The sequence below is a fragment of the Aeromonas aquatica genome (genome assembly GCF_000764655.1).
Classification (GTDB): domain Bacteria; phylum Pseudomonadota; class Gammaproteobacteria; order Enterobacterales; family Aeromonadaceae; genus Aeromonas; species Aeromonas aquatica.
The window spans coordinates 1-12,390 of the sequence record NZ_JRGL01000045.1 but is presented as its reverse complement, the minus strand read 5'-3'; the positions used below and the strand labels follow the sequence as shown (position 1 = coordinate 12,390).

Sequence of the window (12,390 nt, the reverse complement as noted above, 5' to 3'; positions counted from 1 at the left end):
GACCAGGGCGTATCCTTCGATTACGAAGACGTCCCGGACGAGCTGCTGGAACAAGCGCAAGAAATGCGCATGACCCTGGTTGAAGCCGCTGCCGAAGCGTCTGAAGACCTGATGGAAAAATACCTGGGTGGTGAAGAACTGACCGAGGAAGAGATCAAGAAAGCTCTTCGTCTGCGTGTTCTGAACAACGAAATCATCCTGGTTACCTGTGGCTCCGCGTTCAAGAACAAGGGCGTACAGGCCATGCTGGATGCCGTGGTTGACTATCTGCCGGCTCCGACCGACGTAGCAGCCATCGACGGTCTGAAGCTGGACGGCGTCACCAAAGACGAGCGTCATGCTTCTGATGAAGAGCCGTTCTCTGCTCTGGCATTCAAGATTGCTACCGACCCGTTCGTAGGCAACCTGACCTTCTTCCGCGTCTACTCCGGTGTAGTTAACTCCGGTGACTCCGTGCTGAACTCTGTCAAAGAGAAGCGCGAGCGTTTTGGCCGTATCGTTCAGATGCACGCCAACAAGCGTGAAGAGATCAAAGAAGTTCGCGCAGGTGATATCGCTGCCGCCATCGGTCTGAAAGATGTGACCACTGGTGACACCCTGTGTGACGAAAAATCACCGATCATCCTCGAGCGTATGGAATTCCCGGAACCGGTAATCTCCATCGCAGTTGAGCCGAAAACCAAGGCTGACCAAGAGAAGATGGGTCTGGCACTCGGCCGTCTGGCGCAGGAAGATCCGTCTTTCCGCGTATGGACTGACGAAGAATCTGGCCAAACCATCATCGCCGGTATGGGTGAGCTGCACCTGGACATCATCGTTGACCGTATGCGTCGCGAGTTCAAGGTTGAAGCGAACGTAGGTAAGCCGCAGGTTGCCTACCGTGAAACCATTCGTGAAACCGTCAAGGATATCGAAGGTAAGCACGCCAAGCAGTCTGGTGGTCGTGGTCAGTACGGTCACGTCATCATCGACATGTACCCGCTGGAAGCCGGCAAAGCCTATGAGTTCGTTAACGACATCAAGGGCGGCGTGATTCCTGGTGAATACATCCCGGGCGTTGACAAGGGTATCCGTGAGCAGCTGAAATCCGGCCCGCTGGCAGGCTATCCGGTAATGGATCTGGGCGTGCGTCTGCACTACGGTTCTTACCACGATGTCGACTCCTCCGAACTGGCGTTCAAGATCGCAGCTTCCCTGGCCTTCAAGGCTGGTTACATGAAGGCAAGCCCGGTCCTGCTCGAGCCGATCATGAAGGTCGAAGTCGAAACTCCGGAAGATTACATGGGCGACGTTATCGGTGACTTGAACCGTCGTCGTGGCCTGATCGAAGGTATGGAAGACGGCCCGTCCGGCAAGATCGTACGCGCCCTGGTGCCGCTGGCCGAGATGTTCGGTTATGCGACCGCCCTGCGTTCCGCTACCCAAGGTCGTGCTTCCTACGCTATGGAATTTGCTAAGTACTCCGACGCCCCGAACAACGTGGCTCAGGCAGTCATCGAAGAGCGCAAATCCAAGTAATTTATGATTCCCCGCCTACGACGGTAGGCGGGTTTAACCTAGAAGGACTACGTCGTGTCTAAAGAAAAATTTGAGCGTAACAAACCGCACGTAAACGTCGGCACCATCGGCCACGTTGACCACGGTAAAACCACCCTGACCGCCGCCATCACCAACGTGCTGGCCAAGCACTTCGGTGGTAAAGCTTTCGCCTTCGACCAGATCGACAAGGCGCCGGAAGAGCGTGAGCGTGGTATCACCATCAACACCTCCCACGTAGAATACGACACTGCTGCCCGCCACTACGCCCACGTAGATTGCCCGGGTCACGCCGACTACGTTAAGAACATGATCACCGGTGCTGCCCAGATGGACGGCGCGATCCTGGTTGTTGCAGCGACTGACGGCCCGATGCCGCAAACTCGTGAGCACATCCTGCTGGGTCGTCAGGTTGGTATCCCGTACATGATCGTATTCATGAACAAGTGCGACATGGTCGACGACGAAGAGCTGCTCGAGCTGGTCGAGATGGAAGTGCGTGAACTGCTGACCGAATACGACTTCCCGGGTGATGACCTGCCGGTCGTTCGTGGTTCCGCCCTGAAAGCACTGGAAGGCGACGCTGCTTGGGAAGAGAAGATCATCGAGCTGGCTAACCACCTGGATACCTACATCCCGGAGCCGGAGCGTGCAATCGACCTGCCGTTCCTGATGCCTATCGAAGACGTCTTCTCCATCGCTGGCCGTGGTACCGTCGTTACCGGTCGTGTAGAGCGCGGCATCGTCAAGGTTGGTGAGTCTGTAGAAATCGTCGGTATCAAAGATACCGTGACCACCACCTGTACCGGTGTTGAAATGTTCCGCAAACTGCTGGACGAAGGTCGTGCCGGTGAGAACGTTGGCGCGCTGCTGCGTGGCGTGAAGCGTGAAGACGTAGAGCGTGGTCAAGTACTGGCCAAGCCGGGTTCTATCAAGCCGCACACCAAGTTCGAATCTGAAGTGTACGTGCTGTCCAAAGAAGAAGGTGGTCGTCATACCCCGTTCTTCAAGGGCTACCGTCCTCAGTTCTACTTCCGTACTACCGACGTGACCGGTACCATCGAACTGCCGGAAGGCGTAGAAATGGTAATGCCAGGCGACAACATCAAAATGGTTGTTACCCTGATTGCACCGATCGCGATGGACGACGGCCTGCGTTTCGCTATCCGTGAAGGTGGCCGTACCGTAGGTGCTGGTGTTGTAGCTAGCGTAATCGCTTAATCTTGGCTTACATAAATAAAGCAAAGCCCCTATAATAGGGGCTTTCTTATGCAGGGGCGTAGTTCGAATTGGTAGAACAGCGGTCTCCAAAACCGATGGTTGCGGGTTCGAGTCCTGCCGCCCCTGCCATATACCTCGTCTCGTACGGGGCTTTTGTGTCTTTGGTTACGTCAGATACAGGTGGGTTGTATGAGTGTTAGTTCTGAGGGACAGGGCGGAAGCAAGGATACCCTTCTGTGGGGTCTGGTTTTCATCATTTTGGCGGCGGCTGTAGTAGGCAACTACCTGCTCCATGACGTTGTTGCCGCCGTTCGCGCCCTGGGTGTGGTCGTTGTCATCGCCGCAGCGGGTGCTGTGGCCCTGCAAACCACCAAAGGTAAGGCAACACTGGCATTTGCCCGTGAGTCACGCCTGGAAGTCCGCAAGGTCGTATGGCCGACCCGTCAGGAAGCCATTCAGACAACCCTGATTGTGCTGGCGGTGACCGCCGTGATGGGGCTGCTGCTGTTCATCCTGGACGGCGCCTTGGTGTGGTTGGTCAACCTGATTACCGGTGTGTAAGGAAAAGCCATGACTGAACAACGTGAACAACGTATGAGATGGTATGTCGTGCAGGCATTTTCCGGCTATGAAGGTCGGGTTGCCAAATCCCTGCGTGAACATATCAAGATGCATGGCATGGAAGAGATGTTTGGCGAAGTGCTGGTCCCGACCGAAGAAGTGGTCGAGATGCGTGCTGGCCAGAAGCGCAAGAGTGAGCGCAAATTTTTCCCGGGTTATGTCCTGGTGCAGATGCTGATGGATGAAACCACCTGGCACTTGGTGCGTAACGTACCGCGCGTGATGGGTTTCATCGGTGGCACTTCCGATCGTCCGGCTCCTATCTCCGATAAGGAAGCGGATGCCATCCTCAATCGTCTGCAAGATGCCCATGACAAGCCGCGTCCGAAAACCCTGTTTGAACCGGGTGAAATGGTGCGGGTTGCCGATGGTCCGTTTGCCGACTTCAACGGTACCGTTGAAGAGGTGGACTACGAGAAGAGTCGCGTGAAGGTCTCGGTACTGATCTTCGGTCGCTCAACGCCGGTAGAACTGGATTTTGGTCAGGTCGAAAAGGGCTGATTAAAGTCTGTACGTTTAACGGTTGTCAGGGGCAGCGAATATCTCTATAATTCGCTGCCCCTTTATTTGTTGGGGAGCCGTTTGCAGGAGCATGTCTCCGAGGCGCTAGAACCCATTTTTGAGGTATTTTCGTAATGGCTAAGAAAGTCACAGCTTATATCAAGCTGCAAGTTAAGGCTGGCAGTGCTAACCCCAGCCCTCCCGTTGGTCCTGCGCTGGGTCAGCACGGTGTCAACATCATGGAATTCTGTAAGGCGTTCAACGCTCGTACAGAGAAGCTGGAAAAAGGCTCACCGACTCCGGTCGTGATCACCGTTTACAGTGACCGTTCCTTCACCTTCGAAACCAAGACTCCGCCTGCTTCCTTCCTGCTGAAGAAAGCCGCAGGTATCCAGTCTGGTTCCGCCAAGCCGAACAAAGACAAAGTTGGTAAGGTGACTGTTGCCCAGCTGCAAGAAATCGCCAAGACCAAAGAGCCGGATATGACTGGTGCCGATCTGGATGCAAAAGTACGTTGCATCGCAGGCTCCGCTCGTTCCATGGGCCTGGTAGTGGAGGATTAAGACAATGGCAAAACTTTCCAAGCGTATGCGCGTTATTCGCGAAAAAGTTGACGGTACCAAAGAGTACTCCATCAACGAAGCCATTGCCCTGCTGAAAGAACTGGCTACCGCCAAGTTCGTTGAAAGCGTTGACGTTGCTGTCAACCTGGGTATCGATGCTCGTAAATCCGACCAGAACGTACGTGGTGCTACTGTACTGCCGCACGGTACTGGTCGTGACATCCGCGTCGCCGTATTCACCCAGGGTGCCAACGCCGAAGCCGCCAAGGCTGCCGGTGCTGAACTGGTTGGTATGGATGACCTGGCCGAGCTGGTCAAGAAAGGTGAGATGAACTTCGACGTCGTGATCGCATCCCCGGATGCCATGCGTGTTGTTGGTCAACTGGGCCAAATCCTGGGCCCGCGTGGTTTGATGCCTAACCCGAAAGTGGGTACCGTTACCCCGAACGTTGCTGAAGCTGTGAAGAATGCTAAAGCTGGTCAGGTTCGTTACCGCAATGACAAGAATGGTATCATCCATACCACTCTGGGTAAGGTTTCTTTCGACGAAGTTCAGCTGAAAGAAAACTTGGAAGCGCTGCTGGTTGCTCTGAAAAAGGGCAAACCCTCTTCCGCCAAAGGTATCTTCATCAAGAAAGTCAGCATCTCCACCACCATGGGTGCCGGTGTTGCCGTAGACCAAGCTTCTCTGGAAGCTCAGGCCTAATTGGTGGATTTTACAAGGCGCAAGATTTAATCTATAATTTTGCGCCTTGATTGGTTGGGGGTTTCGACCTCCGTCCAAGACCGCAGGTGGCTGCAAGGCCTTAATCCTACCTGCGTAGACGGTGCCGGAAACCCAGCGAGAAAGTTTTCTTTCTCTTCTGGAATCCTGCTACCGCATCGTTCCCCTCTGTTGTGAAGGTAGGGGGGATGTGTCAGTACTGGGTCTATAGACCCGGATTCAATCCAGGAGTTAAGCCAATGGCATTGGGACTCGAAGACAAAAAGGCAATTGTTGCTGAAGTCAACGAAGCTGCCAAAGGCGCTCTTTCTGCAGTTGTAGCCGATTCTCGCGGTGTGACTGTAGAAAAGATGACCAGCCTGCGTAAATCTGCTCGCGAAGCCGGTGTGTACATGCGCGTTGTGCGTAACACCCTGCTGCGTCGCGCAGTTGAAGGTACCGAATTCGGTTGCCTGAACGACGTATTGTCTGGTCCTACCTTGATTGCTTTCTCTAACGAACACCCGGGCGCTGCCGCTCGTCTGTTCAAAGAGTTTGCTAAAGCGAACCAAAAGTTCGAAATCAAGGCTGGCGCTTTTAACGGTGAGTTTATCGCCGCAGCACAAATTGATCGTCTGGCCACGCTGCCGACCTACGACGAAGCGATTTCGAAGTTGATGGCTACCATGAAGGAAGCCTCTGCTGGCAAGCTGGTTCGTACTATCGCTGCTGTTCGCGACCAGAAACAAGCTGCTGCTTGATTCTCGCCTATTTAGGCTGTTTGAGTTTATTCAACATCAGGAATTTTTGTCATGTCTATCACTAAAGACCAAATCATCGAAGCCGTTGCTTCCATGTCCGTAATGGAAGTTGTTGAGCTGATCGAAGCAATGGAAGAGAAGTTCGGTGTTTCTGCCGCTGTTGCTGTAGCTGCCGGTCCGGCCGCTGAAGCAGTAGAAGAGAAGACCGAGTTCGACGTAGTTCTGACTGCTGCTGGCGCCAACAAAGTTGCCGTCATCAAGGCCGTTCGTGCTGCCACCGGTCTGGGCCTGAAAGAAGCCAAGGACCTGGTAGAAGCTGCACCGACCAACCTGAAAGAAGCCGTCTCCAAGGACGAAGCTGAAACTCTGAAGAAGCAGCTTGAAGAAGCTGGTGCTTCTGTTGAGATCAAATAATCTGCATTTATGTAGATTAGCCTGATAAACAGGCTAGGGCTGGTGAATATTTGTTCACCAGCCTTTTTGCGCTGTAGACTGAGAGCATTTCACGCCGTTTACGACTCTCGGTGCACCAGCAATCCGGACCGCCTCATCGTCCGGGCCAACACAAAACGGTGTTGAGACAGAGCTGTCCCGCGGGACAGAGTGGGTCACTTATCAGCGAGCTGAGGAACCCTATGGTTTACTCTTATACCGAAAAAAAACGCATTCGTAAGGACTTCGGTAAGCGAGACCAGGTACTGGACACGCCTTATCTGTTGTCCATTCAGCTGGACTCCTTCAAGCAGTTCATCGAGGCTGACCCGGAAGGTGAATATGGCCTAGAGGCCGCTTTCCGTAGCGTTTTCCCGATCACCAGTTACTCCGGTAGTGCTGAGCTTCAGTATGTCAGCTATCGCCTGGGTGAGCCGGTATTTGACGTAAAAGAATGCCAGATCCGTGGAGTGACCTACTCCGCGCCGCTGCGTGTCAAGCTTCGTATGGTTCTGTACGACCGTGAAGCAGCTGCCGGCACCGTCAAAGACATCAAGGAACAAGAAGTTTACATGGGCGAAATTCCGCTCATGACCGAGAACGGCACCTTTGTTATCAATGGTACCGAGCGGGTCATCGTCTCCCAGCTGCACCGCAGCCCGGGCGTCTTCTTCGACCATGATAAAGGCAAAACACATTCATCCGGTAAGGTACTGTATAACGCCCGCGTTATCCCTTACCGTGGCTCCTGGCTGGACTTCGAGTTCGATGCGAAAGACAACCTGTTTGTCCGTATCGACCGTCGTCGTAAATTGCCGGCGTCCATTATTCTGCGCGCCCTGGACTTCAGTTCCGAACAGATTCTGGCCACCTTCTTCGAGACCATTGGTTTCGAGGTAAAAGATGGCAAGTTGATGATGGACCTGGTGCCCGAGCGCCTGCGTGGTGAAACCGCGACCTTCGACATCATTGCCAATGGCACCGTGGTGGTCGAGACCGGTCGTCGTGTGACCGCGCGCCACATCCGTCAGTTGGAAAAAGACGCCATCACCCAGATCGAGGTGCCGGTGGAGTATGTTGTTGGCAAAGTTGCAGCCAAGAACTACGCACATCCGCAGACTGGCGAGATGGTCGTGACTGCCAACCAGGCCTTGAGCCTGGAAGCGGTTGCCAACCTGTCCCAAGCCGGCTTCAAGCACTTCGAGGTTCTGTTCACCAATGAACTGGACCACGGTGCTTATATGTCCGAGACCCTGCGCATCGACTCCAGCTCCAGTCGTCTGGAAGCCCTGGTCGAAATCTACCGCATGATGCGTCCGGGCGAGCCGCCCACTCGCGAAGCGGCCGAGCAGCTGTTTGAGAACCTGTTCTTCTCTTCCGAGCGTTATGACCTGTCTACCGTAGGTCGGATGAAGTTCAACCGCCGTCTGGGTCGTGAAGACGAGACCGGCGTAGGCGTGCTGACCAAAGACGACATCGTCGAGGTCATGAAGCGTCTGATCGACATCCGTAACGGCAATGACGAGGTGGACGATATCGACCACCTGGGTAACCGTCGTATTCGTTCTGTCGGTGAAATGGCCGAGAACCAGTTCCGCGTAGGTCTGGTGCGTGTCGAGCGTGCGGTCAAGGAGCGTCTCTCCCTGGGCGACCTGGACACCCTGATGCCGCAGGATCTGATCAACGCCAAGCCGATCTCCGCCGCGGTCAAAGAGTTCTTCGGTTCCAGCCAGCTGTCCCAGTTCATGGACCAGAACAACCCGCTGTCCGAAGTGACCCACAAGCGTCGTATTTCCGCGCTGGGCCCGGGCGGTCTGACCCGTGAGCGTGCCGGCTTCGAAGTTCGAGATGTACACCCGACTCACTACGGTCGTCTGTGCCCTATCGAAACGCCTGAAGGTCCGAACATCGGTCTGATCAACTCGCTGTCCGTGTATTCCCGCACCAACGAGTACGGTTTCCTCGAGACCCCGTACCGCAAGGTCATCGACGGTGTGATCACCGACGAAGTGGATTACCTGTCCGCCATCGAAGAAGGCAAGTACGTGATCGCTCAGGCTAACGCCGCGACCTCCGAAGATGGCCGTCTGAAAGATGAGTTGATCCCGTGCCGTCATAAGGGTGAATCCACCTTTATGAACGCCGACCAGATCCAGTACATGGACGTGAGCCCGCAGCAGATCGTTTCTGTCGCAGCGGCCCTGATCCCGTTCCTGGAACACGATGATGCTAACCGAGCCCTGATGGGTTCGAACATGCAACGTCAGGCCGTACCGACTCTGCGTGCCGACAAGCCGCTGGTAGGTACCGGTATGGAACGCGCTGTAGCCGTGGACTCCGGGGTAACCGTAGTGGCCAAGCGTGGCGGCATGATCGACTATGTCGATGCCTCCCGTATCGTTATCAAGGTCAATGAAGATGAGCTGCTGCCAGGCGAAGCCGGCATCGACATCTACAGCCTGACCAAGTACACCCGTTCCAACCAGAACACCTGTATCAACCAGCGTCCTTGCGTGATGTTGGGTGAGCCGGTCATGGCCGGTGACGTGGTTGCTGACGGCCCGTCTACCGATCTGGGCGAACTGGCGCTGGGCCAAAACCTGCGCGTCGCGTTCATGCCGTGGAACGGTTACAACTTCGAAGATTCGATCTTGGTAAACGAGCGCGTGGTTCAGGAAGATCGCCTGACCACCATCCATATCCAGGAACTGGCCTGTATCTCCCGTGACACCAAGCTGGGTCCGGAAGAGATCACTGCCGACATCCCGAACGTGGGTGAAGCCGCTCTGTCCAAGCTGGACGAGTCCGGTATCGTCTACGTGGGTGCCGAAGTGAAGGGCGGCGACATTCTGGTAGGCAAGGTAACACCCAAGGGTGAAACCCAGCTGACCCCGGAAGAGAAGCTGCTGCGCGCCATCTTCGGTGAGAAGGCCTCCGATGTGAAGGACTCCTCCCTGCGTGTGCCGAACGGTGTGTACGGTACCGTGGTTGACGTGCAAGTCTTTACCCGCGATGGCGTGGAAAAAGACAAGCGCGCCAAAGAAATCGAAGAGATGCAGCTGAAGGAAGCGAAGAAGGACTTGACCGAAGAGTTCAAGATCCTGGAAGACGGCATCTTTGGCCGCTCCCGCAACCTGCTGCTGGCCGCCGGTTACAGCGAAGATCGTCTGAACAAGCTGGATCGTACCAAGTGGTTTGAACTGGCCATCGAAGATGAAGCCAAGCAGATCGAACTGGAACAGATCGCCGAACAGCACATCGAGCTGAAAGCCGACTTCGACAAGAAGTTCGAGAACAAACGTCGCAAGATTATCCAGGGTGATGATCTGGCGCCGGGCGTACTGAAAATCGTCAAGGTTTACCTGGCAGTCAAGCGTCGCATCCAACCGGGTGACAAGATGGCGGGCCGTCACGGTAACAAGGGTGTTATCTCCAAGATCTGCCCGGTCGAAGATATGCCTCATGACGAGTTCGGCCGTCCGGTCGACATCGTACTGAACCCGTTGGGCGTACCATCCCGTATGAACATCGGTCAGATCCTCGAAGTGCACCTGGGCCTCGCGGCCAAGGGTATTGGCGAGAAGATCGACCGCATGATCAAAGAGCAGCGCGAGCTGCACGAGATGCGCGAATTCCTGCAACAGGTCTATGACCTGGGCGAGAAAGACACCCAGCAAGTGAACATTGCCGAACTGTCTGACGACGACGTGCGTACCCTGGTGGGTAACCTGCGTAAGGGTCTGCCGGTTGCTACACCTGTCTTTGATGGTGCCAAAGAGCACGAAATCAAGGCCCTGCTGAAGCTGGCCGATCTGCCGGAATCCGGTCAGATCTCCCTGTTCGACGGTCGTACCGGTAACGCCTTCGAGCGTAAGGTCACCGTGGGTTACATGTACATGCTGAAGCTGAACCACTTGGTAGACGACAAGATGCATGCGCGTTCTACCGGCTCCTACAGCCTGGTTACCCAGCAGCCGCTGGGTGGTAAGGCACAGTTCGGTGGCCAGCGGTTCGGTGAGATGGAAGTGTGGGCCCTGGAGGCTTACGGTGCGGCATATACCCTGCAGGAAATGCTGACCGTCAAGTCTGACGATGTGAATGGCCGTACCAAGATGTACAAAAACATCGTGGATGGCGACCACCGTATGGAGCCGGGCATGCCCGAATCCTTCAACGTACTGTTGAAGGAAATCCGCTCTCTGGGTATCAACATCGAGCTGGACGAAGAGTAAGAGCTCGCTCTTATTGTTCGAGAATTGACGTGGGCGCCCCGAAAGGGGCGCCGAGGTTAGACTCCTGACAGGGGAAACACGTGAAAGACTTACTCAAGTTTTTGAAGGCTCAGACCAAGACCGAAGAGTTTGACAGTATTAAGATCGGTCTGGCCTCTCCTGACATGATCCGCTCCTGGTCATTCGGTGAAGTCAAAAAGCCTGAGACCATCAACTACCGGACTTTCAAGCCGGAACGTGATGGTCTGTTCTGCGCCCGTATCTTCGGACCGGTGAAGGACTACGAGTGTCTGTGCGGCAAGTACAAGCGCCTGAAACACCGTGGTGTGATCTGCGAGAAGTGCGGCGTAGAAGTGACCCAGACCAAGGTCCGTCGCGAGCGCATGGGCCACATCGAGCTGGCCAGCCCGACTGCCCACATCTGGTTCCTGAAGTCCCTGCCGTCCCGTATCGGTCTGCTGCTGGACATGACCCTGCGTGACATCGAGCGCGTGCTGTATTTCGAATCCTATGTAGTGATCGAACCCGGCATGACCAACCTCGAGCGCAGCCAGATGCTGTCCGAAGAGAACTATCTGGACGCGCTGGAAGAGTGGGGCGACGAATTCGACGCCAAGATGGGTGCCGAGGCAATCCTTGCATTGCTGCGTGCCATCGATCTGGAAGGTGAAGTCAAGACCATGCGCGAGGAGCTGGAACAGACCAACTCCGAGACCAAGCGCAAGAAGACCACCAAGCGTCTGAAGCTGATGGAAGCCTTCCTGCAGTCCGGCAACAAGCCGGAGTGGATGATCATGACAGTGCTGCCTGTGCTGCCGCCGGACCTGCGTCCGCTGGTACCGCTGGACGGCGGCCGTTTCGCGACTTCCGATCTGAACGATCTGTACCGTCGCGTGATCAACCGTAACAACCGCCTGAAGCGTCTGCTGGACCTGGCCGCCCCGGACATCATCGTGCGCAACGAAAAGCGTATGCTGCAAGAGTCCGTGGATGCCCTGCTGGATAACGGCCGTCGTGGTCGTGCCATCACAGGTTCCAACAAGCGCCCGCTGAAATCCTTGGCCGACATGATCAAGGGTAAGCAGGGTCGTTTCCGTCAGAACTTGCTGGGTAAACGTGTCGACTACTCCGGTCGTTCCGTTATCACCGTAGGTCCGACCCTGCGTCTGCATCAGTGCGGCCTGCCGAAGAAGATGGCGCTGGAGCTGTTCAAGCCCTTCATCTACGGCAAGCTGGAATCCCGCGGTCTGGCGACCACTATCAAGGCCGCCAAGAAGATGGTGGAACGCGAAGAAGCCGTCGTTTGGGACATCCTGGACGAAGTGATCCGCGAACACCCTGTGCTGCTGAACCGCGCACCGACCCTGCACCGTCTGGGTATCCAGGCGTTCGAACCGACCCTGATCGAAGGTAAAGCCATCCAGCTGCACCCGCTGGTCTGTGCCGCCTATAACGCCGACTTCGATGGTGACCAGATGGCGGTCCACGTACCGCTGACCCTGGAAGCCCAGCTCGAAGCACGCGCCCTGATGATGTCCACCAACAACATCCTGTCGCCTGCTTCCGGTGAGCCGATCATCGTTCCTTCCCAGGACGTGGTCTTGGGTCTGTACTACATGACCCGTGCCCGTATCAACGCCAAGGGCGAAGGTATGGTGCTGGCCGGCCCGAAAGAAGCCGAGAAGGTGTATCGCGCCGGTCTGGCCGATCTGCATGCTCGCGTGAAAGTGCGTATCACCGAATACCTGCGTCAGGCAGATGATTCCCTGGTCGCGCACACCGAGCTGAAGAACACCACCGTTGGTCGTGCGATCCTGAGC

10 protein-coding genes and 1 tRNA gene are annotated in these 12,390 nt (G+C 55.6%); all 11 read left to right on the top strand.

Annotated elements, in window-relative coordinates; all coding sequences use genetic code 11:
* Positions 1 to 1,518 (top strand): elongation factor G (gene fusA / locus LG30_RS0107595; RefSeq protein WP_033130106.1); only part of this gene is annotated, 1,518 nt, incomplete at its 5' end.
* Between the two features lie 54 nt (positions 1,519 to 1,572).
* Positions 1,573 to 2,757 (top strand): elongation factor Tu, encoded by a 1,185-nt coding sequence (gene tuf / locus LG30_RS0107590; RefSeq protein ID WP_033130105.1) that lies wholly within the window; start codon positions 1,573 to 1,575, stop codon positions 2,755 to 2,757.
* A 52-nt stretch (positions 2,758 to 2,809) separates the two neighbouring features.
* Positions 2,810 to 2,886, top strand: a tRNA-Trp gene (locus tag LG30_RS0107585).
* 60 nt (positions 2,887 to 2,946) lie between these two features.
* On the top strand, positions 2,947 to 3,318 hold the full coding sequence (gene secE / locus LG30_RS0107580) for a preprotein translocase subunit SecE (RefSeq protein WP_033130104.1): 372 nt from the start codon (positions 2,947 to 2,949) through the stop codon (positions 3,316 to 3,318).
* A 9-nt stretch (positions 3,319 to 3,327) separates the two neighbouring features.
* A complete protein-coding gene (nusG, locus tag LG30_RS0107575) occupies positions 3,328 to 3,879 on the top strand; it encodes a transcription termination/antitermination protein NusG (RefSeq protein WP_033130103.1) in 552 nt (183 codons plus the stop codon).
* A gap of 134 nt (positions 3,880 to 4,013) precedes the next feature.
* Entirely contained in the window at positions 4,014 to 4,442 is a 429-nt protein-coding gene (gene rplK / locus LG30_RS0107570; RefSeq protein ID WP_016352267.1) for a 50S ribosomal protein L11, read from the top strand.
* 4 nt (positions 4,443 to 4,446) lie between these two features.
* Positions 4,447 to 5,148 (top strand): 50S ribosomal protein L1, encoded by a 702-nt coding sequence (gene rplA, locus LG30_RS0107565; protein ID WP_033130102.1) that lies wholly within the window; start codon positions 4,447 to 4,449, stop codon positions 5,146 to 5,148.
* Positions 5,149 to 5,405: 257 nt separating this feature from the next.
* Complete coding sequence (gene rplJ, locus LG30_RS0107560) at positions 5,406 to 5,906, top strand: 50S ribosomal protein L10 (RefSeq protein ID WP_033130101.1); 501 nt, start codon at positions 5,406 to 5,408, stop codon at positions 5,904 to 5,906.
* A 51-nt stretch (positions 5,907 to 5,957) separates the two neighbouring features.
* A complete protein-coding gene (rplL, locus tag LG30_RS0107555) occupies positions 5,958 to 6,320 on the top strand; it encodes a 50S ribosomal protein L7/L12 (protein WP_033130100.1) in 363 nt (120 codons plus the stop codon).
* A gap of 221 nt (positions 6,321 to 6,541) precedes the next feature.
* Positions 6,542 to 10,570 carry a DNA-directed RNA polymerase subunit beta gene (gene rpoB / locus LG30_RS0107550; protein ID WP_033130099.1) on the top strand — a complete coding sequence of 1,343 codons (4,029 nt, stop codon included), beginning with the start codon at positions 6,542 to 6,544 and terminating at the stop codon, positions 10,568 to 10,570.
* A gap of 80 nt (positions 10,571 to 10,650) precedes the next feature.
* On the top strand, positions 10,651 to 12,390 hold a 1,740-nt coding region (rpoC, locus tag LG30_RS0107545; protein ID WP_033130098.1), incomplete at its 3' end, for a DNA-directed RNA polymerase subunit beta'.